Raw genomic sequence first — 15,497 nt, 5'->3', positions numbered from 1 at the left:
ACTATTGACTAATGTCGACCAGAGGGAGTATATCTGACTGATCTGCCTCCGGGTTAAGCAACTTGGCTAAATCCGTTCCGGTGGTCACCGTTAGTCTTGGGAGCTTCATCGGGTTATCTCCCGGATGAACAAAACCTGAGCGAACCGAGAAAGCCATGCGATACCCATTTTGCTGCAGCTGATAAATCATCTGCGTGCTGGTGTAACCGAAAGGATATGCCAAATAGGGCGTGTCGATTCCCTTTTCCTTCATCATCCTGATATCATCGTTCAGCAGGCTTGTATCAAGTCCTACAGGCACGCTCTCACCGCAGCGCATAAACCCCTTGTGGTGCAAGTTATAGGTGTGGCTGTTAAACTCAAATACATCTGCTGCAGCCTTCATCTCCGGTTCGGAGATAAACGTTTTTTTGGCGGGATCAAAATCAGCTGGTTGATCCTGAATCTTGCTGCCGATGACAAAGAGAGAAGCATGAAAATTATATTTTTTGAGCACGGGATAGGCAAGTGTATAATTGTTCTGATATCCGTCATCAAAAGTGATGACAATGGACTTCTTGGGTAGTGAGATCAGACCATTTACGTAGTCTTCCAACTGCTCCAATGTAATCGTATTGTACCCTTCATCATGCAAGTACTTCATATTGTCTTCGAAATCCTCAAGATTAATAATGGACTTGTTACCTGTTTCGTGATTATTCACTTTGGGCTGTATGTAGTGATACATGAGTACAGGAACTTCGGTAGCTGTACCAGGCGCAACTTGAAAGGTAGCCAGATTCAGACCGGTCTTGCTTGAGTAGTCCGTGTGTGACATCAGGAACGCTTTACGCTTGACCATGTCCCAGGATGTGCATGCTTTGTGTGATAGTGCATTTGTCGGATGATTAACAGCATAGGCATACAGCGTAATGATGCAAGTGACTGCAGCTAGTGAAGCAAGGGTAAATCTTTTCCAATGTTTCATAGTTCGGTTGTTTCTCCTTATACAATTTCATTTCTTAGTGCAATTCAGACAGGTATTCAGTATTCTACCAAGCTATATCATAGACGAACATTCTTGACAGAAAGTTACATTATTTTTTCCGTAATGTGGTTGACTTCAGGTAGATGAGTTGTTTGTGATATTATGTTTATTTTTCCTTGTGTTTTGATATAGGGCATGGTACAATAATTCTGTTGTGTGGAATACGGCGGTCCTCTATGGATAATGAAGGAGACAGGGAGTTCTCCGGAAGAAGTATGAACGCCTGTACGGAAGGAGGGAGTCATAGATGAATATCGTTCAAGCGATTACTCAAGAACAACTTCGCAAAGATATTCCGAGTTTTCGTCCTGGTGACACTTTGAAAGTGCACGTTAAGGTTATCGAGGGAACTCGTGAGCGTATCCAATTGTTCGAAGGTGTTGTGATCAAGCGCCGTGGTGGTGGAATCAGTGAGACTTTTACAGTTCGTAAAATTTCTTACGGTGTAGGTGTGGAAAGAACTTTCCCGCTTCATTCCCCTAAAATCGATAAAATCGATGTGGCTCGCCGTGGTAAAGTGCGTCGTGCGAAGCTTTATTATCTTCGTGAACTACGCGGTAAAGCAGCGAGAATTAAAGAAATTCGTTAATATAACGGATACCGGAGAGGGCTTGGAGACAAGCCCTTTTCGTTTTTGTCCGGGAAAAGTTGAACCGGAGGTACACTTCCGAGTAAAATGGTATGGCGGCACACGCGTGAGAGTCCGGGAGGCTTGTGTAATCAGTTAGAGCATAGGTAATATGCGGATCATTTGTACTAAAATGAAAATGCTCGTGTAGAAGTACATAACTGATTTAGAGAATTTTGCATGAATTCAATGAAATGAATGATGTGAAAAGCTGGATGTGTAAACTGCTATAACATGTACCGTGAAGAGAGGAAGATCAATAATGGAACAGGACGTTCAACACCAGGACAATTCTGCCGAAGAGAAGGGCAGTCGATCCAAAAAAGCCAAAAATGAGATTGTCGAATGGCTCAAAGCGATTGTGATCGCATTGGTGCTCGTTATTTTAATTCGATGGTTATTATTCAAACCGTTTGTCGTGGACGGACCTTCCATGCAGCCGAATTTCCATACAGGTGAACGTGTGATCGTAAATGAAATCCTGTACGATATCCGGGAACCACAGCGCGGAGAGGTTATCGTATTCCATGTTCCTTCAGAAGGACGTGATTTCATCAAACGTGTCATTGCTGTAGCGGGTGATACTGTTCAGGTGACTGGGGATACGGTTATGGTAAACGGGGAGAAAGTGAATGAGACCTACATTCAGGGAGCGATTGACGCAGCCGAAGCGAATGGCGGAACCTATAATGTGAAGGACTTCCCGAATGAGCAATTCCCGGATGGCAAGGTGCCAGAAGGGCATGTGTTTGTAATGGGCGACAATCGTCCGAACAGTACGGATAGCCGAATGATTGGTTACGTGTCTCTAGAGGATATCGTAGGACGTGCAGATGTTATTTTCTGGCCGATCGGTGATATCAAGTGGATTAACCACTAATCAAGTTCAGGATATATAAGCTAAATATATCGTTTACTCCATACCAGAGAGGGCAAAATAAGAATGGGGATACCCGTGACCGGAAATGTGTTTTGCCAACAAAGGGATCAAATGAATTGTAGCTTTAGCTTATATATCATTAAATAATGAGGTGAAGACAAGGTGACGATACAATGGTTTCCAGGTCACATGACCCGGGCCAGACGCCAGATTCAGGATAAGTTAAAGCTGATTGACGTGGTCATCGAACTGCTGGATGCCCGTCTGCCTGTCTCCAGCCGAAATCCGATGATTGATGAAATTTTACAGGGTAAACCTCGCATGATTTTGTTAAACAAGTCTGATCTTGCGGATGCCAAGGTGACACAGGAATGGATTGCCTATTTCAAAAATGAAGGAATTACTGCGTTCCCTGTGGATGCATCCACAGGGACCAACGTAAAAGACATTCCGGCACAGGCCCGGTTGCTGCTCAAAGAGAAAATTGACCGTCAGCTGGCGAAGGGTATTAACCCGCGTGCCGTTCGTGCGCTCATTGTAGGTATTCCCAACGTAGGGAAATCCACATTGATTAACCGGCTTGCTGGACGAAATATTGCAGCGACGGGAGATCGCCCTGGTGTAACGAAGGGTCAGCAATGGATTAAAGTAGGTAAAGAGATGGAGCTGCTCGATACGCCTGGTATTTTGTGGCCCAAATTCGAGGACCAGAACGTAGGTTATCGGCTTGCGGTCACAGGAGCCATTAAGGAAGAGATCCTTAATGCCGAGGATATCGCCTTCTTTGCAATCAGCTACCTGATGCGCTACTACTGGGATGCTCTGGAGGAACGCTATGAGCTTCAGGAGTTCTCCAAGGATGCAGATGATTCGGATAGCGTTATAGCCATCATGGAACAGGTTGGTCGTAAACGGGGCTGTATTGTTAGCGGTGGGCGTGTGGACCTGGAAAAAGCATCGCGTGCTTTTCTGCGTGAATTGCGTGCAGGCAAGATGGGACGCTTCTCTATGGAAGCTCCATATTAAAAGGAATTTGCATATGCAATATTGAGCCGAAAGAAGCGGCCGTTACCGGATTACCGGGAGCGGTCGCTTTTTTCATTTATACAAAAAATAACGAACTTATGATAGAGCAGCGAATATAAAACAGGAATGAAAGATGACCACAAATAGGAAAGGATGAGATAGTCTTGTGTATATATCTGAGGTGTAAAAATCGTGCTATGATGAGAGTTCAGGCAATTGGCCTGGTTGACCACAGGATATCTTCAATTTAAATCTTCAGATACCGATAAATGAAGAAACAAACTCTTATTATTATATATGCATATCACGGTGCTAATGAAGACGAAGTAATTTTTGCTAATTTGAAAACAAAGAGCTAGAATCTGCGTCTATAACAAAGTACCACGTTCAGGGTGTGATCAAGAGAGTAAGTAATTTACTTGGACTGAACATATTAGCGTGTCAAAAAATTGGGACTTCCCGAGCCGTGCTTAGGGACACGAGACATGGATGACTTATAGAGAGAAACATGTTAAAGCTTGCGTGGGTAGAGGAGATGAAAGCAATGACTGAACATAATGAAATGAATGAACTGATACCAATGGAACCTTCTAAATCCAAGAAGAAAAAAGCAGAGATTGAACCTCGTGATCTGCTGATTCATGAGAGGGAGTATTGGGAGAGTGGTTTTGAGCGAATTGCAGGCATTGATGAGGTGGGCAGGGGATGTCTATTCGGAGATGTGGTGGCCGCTGCTGTCATATTACCTCGTGATCTGATACTGGAAGGTGTTAATGATTCCAAAAAACTAACAGAGAAGAAGCGTGAAGCTCTGTATGACGTTATCATGGAAAAGGCTTTGTCCGTAGGTGTTGGTTTTGCGGATGCAAAAACGATTGATCGTCTCAATATTAAACAGGCTACCAGACTGGCAATGAAGCGTGCCGTGGAGGCCCTGGATGGTGTACCTGACTATCTATTGGTTGATGCCGAAAAAGTGGACGTAAATGTACCTCAGATCTCCATTATCAAAGGCGATGCCAACAGCCAGTCCATCGCAGCAGCATCCATCATTGCGAAGGTAACCCGCGATCGGCTCTGCAAGGAGGAATGGGAGACGTTATATCCGGAGTATGGTCTGTCGATACATAAGGGATATGCAACAAAGTTTCATCGCGAACAGATCATGGCTCTTGGAGCCACACCGATGCACAGACGGAGCTTTCTCGGCAATCTGCTAGGCGAGCAGCATACTTTATTTTAACCAAGACGTACAGGAAGGAGGGAGAGAACTGTGAATATTAGCTCGATGATTCGTGGTCTCCTGGGGGACAGCAAGCCGGGGAATGCCAAGCCGCTGGAGCTTAAGGAGGGTCAAGTTGTACGTGGATCTGTCGTAAGTGTCTCAGAGGATGGTGGAGAGGCTGTTCTGCAAATTCAGGGCGTACAGGTACGTGCCAAGCTCGAGACACCACTTCGCCCAGGGGAAACCACACTACTTCAAGTGCAGCCGCCTGGAGAGAATGGTGTGACCGTTATGAAGCCGCTGGCCGGCAATTTGTCTGAATTGCCGCAAGCATCCTTGAATAATCTGCTTCAAGAGGTAGGTTTACCGGATACCAAGGGAAATCGGGAACTACTGCTTGCTATGCAGCACAGTGGTGTGCCGCTTACGAAGGATAATGTGGCCATGGTTCAAAGTATGATGACTGTCAAACCAGCTCAGGTACCTGTGGAAGAGTGGGTGCAGGCAACGGGGATTGCTTTTCAGCGTGGTCTGCCGATTACGGCGGAAACGGTAAAAGGATTGCATCAGACGGTATTTGGTCCACCCCTTCATCAGCTGCTAAATGGGTTAACGGAGCAGCTGGAAACATTTCTTACTCAGAATGCGGGCAAAACCGTGGTCATGGGCGAACAGGCAGCCACACCAAAGCTGTCAGCGTCGGGTGGTTTGCCTATAACAGCACCCTTAGGGCAGCAAACGGATGATTCGGGAATGTCTCAGGCAGGAGGACGTCAGGCGGGAACCTCTGGCCAAACGGCACCATTGCCGCAGGGGGCTACAACAACGCCGGCAGGAGCTGGAACAGGAGCTGTTCTGATGTCAAACAGCGGCGAAGCGACAGACGTGCGAGGTGGTGTGCAAACCACCACAGGCACAGGGCATCCTGAGGCTGGGATAAAATCTGGAGACGGACAAGCGGAAATGGCTGGAAAAGCTGGGCAAGGCATTCAGGCGGGGACGGGAATCCCTGGAGAGAGCCGGCGCTCCACGGAAGCGGGCCGCCCGGGTATACCTGGGGCGGCAGCGGATGTAGCAGCTGGACGAGGGATTGCCGGCCAGCAGGAAGGAAGCGCGGCTGGGCGACCAGATGGCCGCGCGGAGACGCCCGCAGCTGCGAGTGCTTCGCCCGCAGCTGCGAGTGCTTCGCCCGCAGCAGCGCAAACAGGGGCAGCAGCACCAACGGCGGCGCAGCTGGCGCCGAAGCTGCTGGCCCTGCTGGACGCGCTGCGCAGCGCGTCCACTGCCGCACCGGCACAGCCTGGTGCGGCAGCACAGGCCGCCCCTGCACCTGCGGGCGGCCAGGCGGCTGCGGCTGCCGGAGGCGTGCCGCAGCCTGTACCAGCCGGCGCTGATGCGCAGCCGGCTGGGGGAAATGCGGCAGCACCTGCGGGCGCTGCCGCACAGCACGCGCCTGTCACCCACGAGGGGGACCCGTGGGTGGGGCGCGTGCTGAAGCTGCTCGGTGCGGAGCACGAGCAGCATGCAGTGCACGGCGCGGCTGCGCAGGCGCGCGTGGGTGAGGCGGCGAGTCCGGGCCCCGCGGACTCGCTGAAGGGCTTGCTGCTGCAGCTTGCCAGCAGCGACAGTGCCCCGGCGGCCCTGAAGGAAGCCGCCGGGCAGGCTGTGCAATATCTGACGGGTCAGCAGTTGCTGCTGACAACAGACCGGGGCTCTACCTTTGCCCAGATGCACTGGTTCATCCCGATTACCGGACCCAATGGAGAAGAAACGGCTTCGGTACAGATACAATCCCGGCGTGGCCAGCGCGGTGAACTGGATGCATCCAATTGCAGGTTGTGGTTTGATCTGGACATGAAAAGTCTCGGACCAACACTGGTAGATGTGCATGTCGTCAACAATATTGTCAGCCTTCGGGTTCTCAATGATCGGGAGTGCATGGGTCCGCTTCTGGATAGCGGACGGGAAGTGATTCAAGAGGCGCTGGACAAGCTGGGCTATCAATTATTAACCTTTAAGACAGAGCCCTGGCCAGTTGGCCAGGAGCCGGGTGCCGAACGTAAAATAAATGCGTCCGACTACAGTCCTGATCGCTACAAAGGGGTGGATATGCGAGTATGAAAGATGAGCCGCAGCCAGATCTTCTTTCCAAAAAGGCTGTTGCCTTAAAATATGTACCCGGCGAAAGTGAAGCGCCGGTCGTCGTGGCCAAAGGCCGCGGTAAAGTCGCGGAAGCTATCCTTGATAAAGCTAAGGAAAACGGAGTTCCTGTTCAGGAGGATGCTGCACTGGTGGAGGTTTTGTCCAAGCTTGACTTGGACGAGCAAATTCCGGCAGAGCTCTATCAACTGGTGGCTGAGGTGTTAACCTATATTTACCGAGCAGACCGCCTCGCTTCCGGAAGTGAGGGAGAGGATACATGGTGAGCCATTCACCTGGATCTGGACATAACTCTACTCCCAAACTTACGCGTCAGCAAAAAGGCAAGTTGGGTGAAGAAGCGGCTTGCAGGTGGCTGCGTGAGCAAGGTTATCAAATAATTGAACAAAACTGGCGTTGCCGCCGTGGTGAGATTGATATTATCGCTTCACATGGTGACTTGCTTGTCTTTGTCGAGGTACGAAGCCGTAGTGGAGCAGGGAAGTATGGTACACCGCAGGAATCGGTAGATCTCCGTAAGATGCAGCAGGTTCGTTCCACGGCTGCCGTATATTTGCAACAATCAAGAGGGAGAGAATTACAAATTCGTTTTGATGTGGTTGCTGTGATGCTTGATCCGGCAGGTCAGATTGTAACTGTTGAGCACATTGAAAATGCGTTCTGAATTAATAAACTGAATCAGTTAAACATGGTGTTGTCTAGAATGAATGGATTCTCTCGTGAATTCAAATTTTAGAAACACCTTTTTTGTGTAAAACATAGCCAAAACTCATTCCATGGGCGTCCTTTGAATCTGAAGAACGGTTCGTTGTATAATCAAGAATGTAACCAAGCGTATTGCATTTTATTTATTATAAAAGTCCGTTAACAGCGCAATGGGAATTTGCTGTGATGGAGAATTTTCCATAGGGAGGTAAGTTCAGTGACCAAATCTACACATATTGGTACAGTCAATGAAGTAAGAAGTGCCATTCAAAACCGGCGTACCGTTAAAAAGTTTAAGAAAGAAGCTGTGCCTACAGAACAGATTATCGAGCTGTTAGATACGGCAGTCTGGGCACCAAACCATAAATTGCGTGAGCCTTGGAGATTTTTGTTATTTACCGGAGACGGGCGGAAGAAGCTTGCAGAAGCGATTGAAGCAGAGATGGGCGAAGATAACAAATTTTCAGCCAATGTTATGCAGGTACCATCGATCATGCTTGTGGTTCTGGAAGAGGATCCAAGACAAAATATATGGGATGAGGACTTTGCTGCAGTAAGTGCACTGGTGCAGAACTTTATGCTGGCTGCATGGAGTGAAGATATTGGAACCTTTTGGGTAACCAAGCCTTTCCTGTATGCACCGAAATTCCGCAAACCACTGGGGATTGAGGCTGGCGAGAAAATTGTCGGTATGGTCTACATGGGTTATCCGGAGGTCATTCCTTCTGCGAAAGAACGTACACCGGCCAAAGACAAACTTACCCTTTTTGATTGAGTAAATAGAATGCCCTGTCCGTGTCTTAACCAATAAACCGTTCAAGGTCTCCTTTCAGTGAAATGAGGGAGATAACTTGAACGGTTTTTTTAGTGATTGTCATTAAAGTGAATTTATATGTTATGAGCTGGAGTTGCTAAGGGTCTAAAACAAATTCAGATCCAACTGCCGATACTGAATCGCCTCAGCCACATGAGCCGTTAAAATTTCGCCGTTATGATCCAGATCAGCAATCGTCTGTGCCATCTTGATAATGCGATCGTGAGCACGCATGCTTAAGTTAAGGGCCTGTAGTGTGTTCTGGAGCAGATGCTCGGCTTCCGCAGGAAGACGTGCAGTTCGGCGGAGCAGTCTTCCGGATAACTGACTATTCCATCGCACAGAGCTGCTCGCATAACGCTTAGCCTGGATATGATGAGCGTGGACAACTTTGGCTTGCATCTCGGCAGAAGTGGGGGAAGGTGCTGCCTTTCGCCATTCGCCAGGTGGAGGAACCTCGACCTGTAAATCTATCCGATCCAGCAAAGGACCTGAGATTTTGGCCCGATAAGCTGCAACGCGGGAAGGGCTGCAGATACAGCGCTGACCCTCGGATTGAGCGGACAAATACCCGCACGGGCAGGGATTCATGGAGCATGCAAGCATAAACTGTGCAGGAAACGTAAAAGCAGCTCTTGCCCGGCTTATGGTGACCGTATGATCCTCCAGCGGCTGCCGTAAAACTTCAAGCACTTGACGATGAAACTCAGGAAGCTCATCAAGGAACAGAATACCGCGGTGTGCAAGGCTGACTTCACCCGGCTTCGGAATACCGCTCCCACCAATTAGGCCGGATGTGGATATCGTATGATGTGGTGACCGGAAGGGGCGTTCCGTAACCAAACCGTTGGACGTTTCTTTCAGTTTCCCAGCAGCACTTAGCACTTTGGTAACTTCAAGTGATTCTTCCTCGGATAACGGAGGGAGAATAGTGGGCAGACGTTTGATCAGCATCGTTTTGCCAGTCCCTGGTGGACCCACTAGCAATATATTATGCATCCCGGCTGCGGCAATCATCAGTGCACGCTTCACATGATGTTGGCCTAGGACGTCACTGTAGTCATCGCTTAACGAAGCCGGAATAAGAGTATTGGCATTGGGGTTGGAGAGACCCTGTTCAGATGCAGCTGGTTTCATAAGGTGAGCGAAGTTATTCAAAACAACCGTTCCCGCTTTGGACAAGACCCCATCTTTTGTCTGGGAATCAGGCTTATCTGGCGCAATGTCTCTTAGATGACTAATTCCATATACGTTAATACCGCTAATTAACGAAGCTTCTGCCAGATTATCAACGGGGAGGAGAACGGAAGTGAAGCCTTGACGCTTAGCCAGATCCACCATGGCAAGTACACCTGGTACGGATCGAACTGAGCCATCCAAAGCGAGTTCGCCGAGTAAAAGTGTTCTTTCCTGGGATGGCAGCACGAGCTGCCCACTAGTCATTAGCAAAGCTACGGCAATGGCAAGATCAAATGAAGAGCCTTCTTTACGCAGGTCAGCAGGGGCTAGATTAATCGTAATCCGTTGTAATGGATATTGATAACCGCAATTTTTGACAGCAGCACGAACACGCTCTACTGCTTCACGAATGGCCGAATCCGGCAAGCCGATAATGGAAGTTTGGGGCAATCCATTGGATAAATCCGTTTCCACTTCGATTAGTACCCCGTCAATCCCATATAAACATGCGCTATATAATTTTCCGTACATAATAAAAAGAAACACCTCACTTCGTCCTTGGCTGCGCATAATGCGGGCCAGTGTGCGAATTAAGGTGCTTCCTCAGCTTCTAATAAGCATTGTATATAAAAGAAATCAGGGCGTCAACCTGTCTTCATCATCGCTGCAATGCTAACCCTGAATTCTGAATTTTATTAATCAACTCTCATGGATATCATCAGAAAATCATTGTCTGAATAGGGTATAACGTTAATAATACTAACCGCCTCAAGGTAGAGGAAATGAAGCTGTTTTACGAATTGAATTAAAGTACGTTTAGTTCAACATCAATATTGCCGCGTGTTGCACGGGAGTACGGGCAGGCTTGATGAGCTGCTTCTACCAGCTTCTCAGCTGTAGCCTTGTCTACGCCTTTTGCAAGAACGTCAAGTGTTGCCGCGATGCCAAAGCCTCCGTCTTCCACTTTTCCGAAATGAACGGTAGCTGTGACTTCAGTACCTTCTAACTTGATTTTTTGCATGCGAGCAACCATATTTAGTGCACTATCAAAACAAGCTGCATAACCTGCTGCAAACAGTTGCTCTGGGTTGGTACCTTCACCACCTGCACCGCCCATTTCTTTCGGTGTGCGAACATCTAAACGAAGTTCCGGACTAGAGGATTCTACATAACCATTACGTCCGCCAACTGCTTTTACTGTAGTTTCATACATTTTTTGTTGAATAGTTATCATGTCAATTCGCTCCTTCATGTTCACAATTATATTTTATACAATTTAATTTAACACAATAAGATAGAAAAGTAAAATCCCTTGTGCTCAATTATTCTGTTTTTTTTCTAATTTGTGATAATATATAGAGAGAGAGTTTTTAGGTTGTGCAAATAAGCATGCAGAAGACAGGCTTAACACAGAGCTTTCTATAAGAAATTAAATGTACAATAGGCAGGTGGGATTAATATTATGCAAACGGATGCTTTGAAGCTGGATAACCAATTATGCTTTGCCATATATGCTTGTTCACGTGAAATCACGAAGATGTACCAGCCATATCTCGAGGTTCTGGGTGTCACCTACTCGCAGTATTTGGTCATGATGGTATTGTGGGAGCGAGAGGAATGCACGGTTAAAGAAATCGGAGAGGCGCTCTACTTGGATTCGGGAACGTTGACACCGCTATTAAAACGCCTGCAATCTGCCGGACTCATTCATCGTGAACGTTCTGCACAGGATGAGCGTAAAGTGCTTATTACGTTAACTGATTCAGGTAAGGAGCTTCGCAATAAGGCTCTGTCCATTCCGGATTCTATTCAGGGGGATGCTTGCCTGAGCAGTACGGAATTTGAATCGCTGCTTGGTCAGTTTAAAGGGCTTCTTCAGAAGGTACATGAAACGAATATGAAAGAAGCTAGAAAATAACCTGGAAATAATCTTGATATAACGAAAAGGAGAAACCTTAGACATATTAGTCTGAGGTTTTTTCCATTAATATCCAAGCATTCACAATATGGGATGATATCCATATCAAAAAGCTGTCTATTAACCATTACTTTTTTAAGGAAAGCGTTTTAAAAACGTGTTACAATGAATTGGGTTTAAGTGAAAATAGTCAACATTTGTCTTTTGGTAGTCAACCAACCCGCCTTGTTGCAGTCATGTTGATAGGAGGATTCGAGAATGAATATCCATGAATATCAAGGAAAAGAAGTACTGAAACAGTATGGAGTTGCCGTTCCTAATGGGAAGGTTGCTTATACAGTCGATGAAGCGGTTGCGGCCGCAGAGGCACTGGGCAGTCCGGTGACTGTAGTCAAAGCGCAAATTCACGCAGGTGGCCGGGGAAAAGCCGGCGGCGTAAAGGTAGCGAAGAGCGCAGACGAAGTTAGAGCGTATGCTTCCGAAATTTTGGGAAAAGTATTGGTGACACACCAGACCGGACCGGAAGGCAAGGAAGTCAAACGTCTTTTGATCGAAGAAGGCTGCGATATCCGCAAAGAGTACTACGTGGGTGTTGTAGTTGACCGTGCAACGGGCCGTGTCGTGATGATGGCATCCGAAGAAGGCGGTACGGAGATCGAAGAAGTGGCTGAAGCTACTCCTGAGAAAATTTTCAAAGAAATTATTGACCCTGCTATTGGATTACAAGTGTTCCAAGCACGTAAATTGGCCTACAGCATTAATATTCCGAATGAATTGGTGAACAAAGCGGTCAAATTTATGCTTGCATTGTACACTGCATTTGTGGAAAAAGATTGCTCCATTGCCGAGATCAACCCTCTTGTTGTTACTGGAGATGGAAACGTTATCGCACTGGATGCGAAACTGAATTTTGATTCCAACGCATTGTTCCGTCACAAGGATATTTTGGAACTTCGCGACTTGGATGAAGAAGACGAAAAAGAAATCGAGGCTTCCAAATACGACCTCAGCTACATAGCACTTGATGGCAACATCGGCTGTATGGTTAACGGTGCGGGACTTGCGATGGCTACGATGGATATCATCAAATACTACGGTGGAGACCCGGCCAACTTCCTTGATGTTGGGGGCGGTGCAACAACGGAGAAAGTAACAGAAGCTTTTAAAATCATTCTGTCTGACGCCAAAGTGGCGGGCATCTTCGTTAACATTTTCGGCGGAATCATGCGCTGTGATGTCATTGCAAATGGTGTGGTTGAAGCAGCGAAGCAGCTTGGCCTCACTAAACCGCTGGTTGTTCGTCTTGAAGGAACGAACGTGGAACTTGGCAAACAAATTTTGGGTGAATCCGGCCTGAATATTGTACCTGCTGATTCCATGGCTGACGGTGCACAAAAAATCGTTGCCCTCGTAAAATAAGTTCATTCCTGGGCCATTTATATCAATCCAAAGAGCGGTCGCAATCTTCATGAATTATATCGGAATGCTTCAGTCGTCTAATTCATGTTCCCGCCAGCGATGGAATCGAATGATATAAATTGCTTTCTTAGTGCCGGAGCTGTCCGGAACTTGAAAAATAACCGTAAGGATGTGAAGCAACGTGAGTATTTTGATCGATAAAAATACAAAAGTCATTACGCAAGGCATTACGGGTTCAACGGGAATGTTCCACACGAAGGGCGCATTGGATTACGGAACCCAAATGGTAGGCGGTGTAACACCAGGCAAAGGCGGGACTAATGTTGATATCACGCTGGAAGATGGCAAAGTTGTTAGTCTTCCGGTATTTAATACGGTACAAGAAGCGAAGGAAGCTACAGGTGCAACAGCGAGTGTTATTTATGTGCCACCTGCATTCGCAGCGGATTCCATCATGGAAGCTGTTGACGCAGAGCTTGATCTTGTAATCTGTATTACAGAAGGCATCCCTGTCCTTGATATGGTGAAGGTAGACCGTTTCATGGAAGGCAAAAAGACGGTATTGATCGGACCGAACTGTCCTGGTGTTATTACACCGGGTGAATGTAAAATCGGGATCATGCCAGGCTATATCCACATGGCTGGACATGTTGGCGTCGTTTCCCGTAGCGGAACGCTCACGTATGAAGCTGTTCATCAACTGACTACACGTGGCATTGGACAGTCTTCAGCGGTAGGAATCGGGGGAGACCCGGTTAAAGGTTCCGAATTCATTGATATCCTCAAACGTTTCAATGAAGATCCTCAGACTCATGCTGTCATCATGATCGGGGAGATCGGTGGTACAGCAGAGGAAGACGCTGCAGAGTGGGTTCGCGACAATATGACCAAACCGGTTGTTGGATTTATTGGTGGTGTTACTGCGCCTCCAGGCAAACGCATGGGTCATGCTGGTGCCATTATCTCTGGAGGTAAAGGTACAGCCAAGGAAAAAATCGCGAAGCTTGAGTCCTGCGGTATCAAAGTTGCGCCTACGCCTGCCGAGATGGGCTCCACACTTGTAAGTGTACTGGAAGAGCGCGGTATTTTAAATTTGTGCACGACACATTAATTCTTTTCCATTATAATAGTAGAAACGGTGCGGAGATGTTATTACTCTTGTAACCGACTATTGTGATACGGAAAAGGTAAGCAACCTTTTGCCCTTAAACGGGGTGAAAGGTTGCTTTTTTTGCGTTGAATTACTTACCAAATGGGAGAGCTGAATTGCTCTCTTTAAAGTAAACGCTTGCATTCTGTCGTCACAACCTACACAATATGAGGGAAGTGTTCTTCCCACTTGGGAGGCTTACAGTATGGAGAAAAGCTTGATTCTGTTTGGTTTGCATGAAATGGATGGTATTGGGAAGAAAACGATCTCGAAATTAATGATAGGGGGGCACAACCTTCCGGATTTGCTTCATTATGACGAAGGAGATTGGGTTCAAGCCGGGCTGCGTAAAGATCAGGCCACCAGGCTCGTGAATACTTTCGATGCAGACTGGATTGAGCAAAGGCGTGAAGCCGTTTATAAACAAGGAATTCAGGTTATTACCTATCTGGATGAAGATTACCCCATATTAATGAAGGAAACCGTTCAGGCACCTTGGGTTATGTACGGCCGTGGGGATATGAATTTGTTACATACAAAGGCAATTGCCATGGTAGGAACTCGTATGCCAACAGTATATGGTCGCAAAGTAGGCGAGAAGCTGACAACAGAATTTTGTCATGCAGGGTTGACCATAGTAAGTGGTCTTGCCCGTGGTATCGATAGCACTTGTCATGAGGCTGCTCTTCGCGCAAAAGGTAAAACCATTGCCGTTTTTGGCACAGGAATTGATAAGATCTACCCACCTGAGAACAAAAAACTAGCTGAGCAAATTGCTGAAACAGGTCTATTGCTGTCGGAATATCCACCAGGCACCCGTGCTCATCAAGGACTATTTCCGGAGCGTAATCGAATAATTGCCGGTTTGACACTTGGAACGCTGGTTGTAGAAGCGGATATTCGAAGCGGCTCACTTATTACTGCAGATGCAGCGCTGGAGGCAGGAAGAGATGTATTTGCTGTTCCGGGCCCCATTACATCACCCAAGAGTCGAGGGTCACATAATCTGATCCGTCAGGGGGCAAAATTGGTCACCTGCGCGGACGATCTGCTTGAAGAGTACCGAATGGACTTGCCAAATCCCGAACAACTTCCTTACAATAGAGGACGTTCCCCAGAAAAGGGAGCAGGTAGTCACCCGGATATGTTTCCTAAGGTGAGTCTCTCATCTGATGAGAGAAGGATCATCTCCCTGCTGGAGCAGGACGAAAGATCTTTGGATCAACTTGTAGAGCAGCTCGGTTGGGATTTTGGACATTTGCATTCAGTTCTGTTATCTTTAATCATAAAAAAACAGATTAGCCAATTACCTGGAACCAAATATGCAAGGGTATGACAATGCTGTGACTACGCGGCATGTGAAAAT

General features: G+C 47.2%; 15 protein-coding genes. 12 read left to right on the top strand and 3 right to left on the bottom strand.

Going from position 1 to position 15,497, the window contains the following annotated elements; genetic code table 11:
• Position 1 precedes the first annotated feature (1 nt).
• Positions 2-967: a polysaccharide deacetylase family protein gene (locus GUA98_RS02295; protein ID WP_153977980.1), complete on the bottom strand. Its 966-nt coding sequence runs from the start codon at positions 965-967 to the stop codon at positions 2-4.
• Between the two features lie 307 nt (positions 968-1,274).
• Here GUA98_RS02295 and rplS point away from each other — a divergent pair, with 307 nt between their 5' ends.
• From rplS to GUA98_RS02255, 8 genes are all read left to right on the top strand, one after another.
• The gene (rplS, locus tag GUA98_RS02290) at positions 1,275-1,616 is read left to right on the top strand and encodes a 50S ribosomal protein L19 (RefSeq protein WP_018883527.1); all 342 of its coding nucleotides are present in this window, start codon (positions 1,275-1,277) and stop codon (positions 1,614-1,616) included.
• 301 nt (positions 1,617-1,917) lie between these two features.
• Complete coding sequence (lepB, locus tag GUA98_RS02285; RefSeq protein WP_193721942.1) at positions 1,918-2,535, top strand: signal peptidase I; 618 nt, start codon at positions 1,918-1,920, stop codon at positions 2,533-2,535.
• Positions 2,536-2,697: 162 nt separating this feature from the next.
• Positions 2,698-3,561: a ribosome biogenesis GTPase YlqF gene (gene ylqF, locus GUA98_RS02280; RefSeq protein ID WP_153977982.1), complete on the top strand. Its 864-nt coding sequence runs from the start codon at positions 2,698-2,700 to the stop codon at positions 3,559-3,561.
• A 544-nt stretch (positions 3,562-4,105) separates the two neighbouring features.
• A complete protein-coding gene (locus tag GUA98_RS02275) occupies positions 4,106-4,804 on the top strand; it encodes a ribonuclease HII (protein ID WP_193721941.1) in 699 nt (232 codons plus the stop codon).
• 30 nt (positions 4,805-4,834) lie between these two features.
• The gene (locus tag GUA98_RS02270) at positions 4,835-6,907 is read left to right on the top strand and encodes a DNA ligase (RefSeq protein WP_193721940.1); all 2,073 of its coding nucleotides are present in this window, start codon (positions 4,835-4,837) and stop codon (positions 6,905-6,907) included.
• On the top strand, positions 6,904-7,212 hold the full coding sequence (locus GUA98_RS02265; protein ID WP_095287847.1) for an EscU/YscU/HrcU family type III secretion system export apparatus switch protein: 309 nt from the start codon (positions 6,904-6,906) through the stop codon (positions 7,210-7,212). Before GUA98_RS02270 ends, GUA98_RS02265 begins: the two co-directional genes overlap by 4 nt.
• On the top strand, positions 7,209-7,610 hold the full coding sequence (locus GUA98_RS02260) for a YraN family protein (RefSeq protein WP_321573825.1): 402 nt from the start codon (positions 7,209-7,211) through the stop codon (positions 7,608-7,610). Before GUA98_RS02265 ends, GUA98_RS02260 begins: the two co-directional genes overlap by 4 nt.
• Before the next feature lie 258 nt (positions 7,611-7,868).
• Positions 7,869-8,426, top strand: coding sequence for a nitroreductase (locus GUA98_RS02255; RefSeq protein ID WP_236146737.1), 558 nt, complete (start codon positions 7,869-7,871; stop codon positions 8,424-8,426).
• A gap of 144 nt (positions 8,427-8,570) precedes the next feature.
• On the opposite strand, the gene GUA98_RS02250 is transcribed toward GUA98_RS02255, so the two are convergent.
• A complete protein-coding gene (locus GUA98_RS02250) occupies positions 8,571-10,175 on the bottom strand; it encodes a YifB family Mg chelatase-like AAA ATPase (RefSeq protein ID WP_193721938.1) in 1,605 nt (534 codons plus the stop codon).
• A gap of 274 nt (positions 10,176-10,449) precedes the next feature.
• Positions 10,450-10,878, bottom strand: coding sequence for an organic hydroperoxide resistance protein (locus GUA98_RS02245; protein ID WP_193721937.1), 429 nt, complete (start codon positions 10,876-10,878; stop codon positions 10,450-10,452).
• Positions 10,879-11,106: 228 nt separating this feature from the next.
• On the opposite strand from GUA98_RS02245, the gene GUA98_RS02240 reads away from it, so the two are divergent.
• From GUA98_RS02240 to dprA, 4 genes are all read left to right on the top strand, one after another.
• The gene (locus GUA98_RS02240) at positions 11,107-11,562 is read left to right on the top strand and encodes a MarR family winged helix-turn-helix transcriptional regulator (protein ID WP_095287844.1); all 456 of its coding nucleotides are present in this window, start codon (positions 11,107-11,109) and stop codon (positions 11,560-11,562) included.
• Positions 11,563-11,820: 258 nt separating this feature from the next.
• Positions 11,821-12,981: an ADP-forming succinate--CoA ligase subunit beta gene (sucC, locus tag GUA98_RS02235; protein WP_153977988.1), complete on the top strand. Its 1,161-nt coding sequence runs from the start codon at positions 11,821-11,823 to the stop codon at positions 12,979-12,981.
• 181 nt (positions 12,982-13,162) lie between these two features.
• Positions 13,163-14,092 carry a succinate--CoA ligase subunit alpha gene (sucD, locus tag GUA98_RS02230; protein ID WP_095287842.1) on the top strand — a complete coding sequence of 310 codons (930 nt, stop codon included), beginning with the start codon at positions 13,163-13,165 and terminating at the stop codon, positions 14,090-14,092.
• 244 nt (positions 14,093-14,336) lie between these two features.
• The gene (gene dprA, locus GUA98_RS02225) at positions 14,337-15,467 is read left to right on the top strand and encodes a DNA-processing protein DprA (RefSeq protein ID WP_193721936.1); all 1,131 of its coding nucleotides are present in this window, start codon (positions 14,337-14,339) and stop codon (positions 15,465-15,467) included.
• Positions 15,468-15,497: the final 30 nt, after the last annotated feature.

The sequence above is a fragment of the Paenibacillus sp. P13VS genome, assembly GCF_015143645.1.
GTDB lineage: Bacteria > Bacillota > Bacilli > Paenibacillales > Paenibacillaceae > Paenibacillus > Paenibacillus xylanilyticus_A.
This window is presented reverse-complemented; position numbering and strand designations above follow the sequence as displayed.

Bases quoted from the DNA above. Each gene is read 5' to 3' on its own strand.
- GUA98_RS02295 (WP_153977980.1), bottom strand. From the start codon at position 967: ATGAAACATTGGAAAAGATTTACCCTTGCTTCACTAGCTGCAGTCACT.
- rplS (WP_018883527.1), top strand. From the start codon at position 1,275: ATGAATATCGTTCAAGCGATTACTCAAGAACAACTTCGCAAAGATATT.
- lepB (WP_193721942.1), top strand. From the start codon at position 1,918: ATGGAACAGGACGTTCAACACCAGGACAATTCTGCCGAAGAGAAGGGC.
- GUA98_RS02275 (WP_193721941.1), top strand. From the start codon at position 4,106: ATGACTGAACATAATGAAATGAATGAACTGATACCAATGGAACCTTCT.
- GUA98_RS02265 (WP_095287847.1), top strand. From the start codon at position 6,904: ATGAAAGATGAGCCGCAGCCAGATCTTCTTTCCAAAAAGGCTGTTGCC.
- GUA98_RS02250 (WP_193721938.1), bottom strand. From the start codon at position 10,175: ATGTACGGAAAATTATATAGCGCATGTTTATATGGGATTGACGGGGTA.
- GUA98_RS02245 (WP_193721937.1), bottom strand. From the start codon at position 10,878: ATGATAACTATTCAACAAAAAATGTATGAAACTACAGTAAAAGCAGTT.
- GUA98_RS02240 (WP_095287844.1), top strand. From the start codon at position 11,107: ATGCAAACGGATGCTTTGAAGCTGGATAACCAATTATGCTTTGCCATA.
- sucC (WP_153977988.1), top strand. From the start codon at position 11,821: ATGAATATCCATGAATATCAAGGAAAAGAAGTACTGAAACAGTATGGA.
- dprA (WP_193721936.1), top strand. From the start codon at position 14,337: ATGGAGAAAAGCTTGATTCTGTTTGGTTTGCATGAAATGGATGGTATT.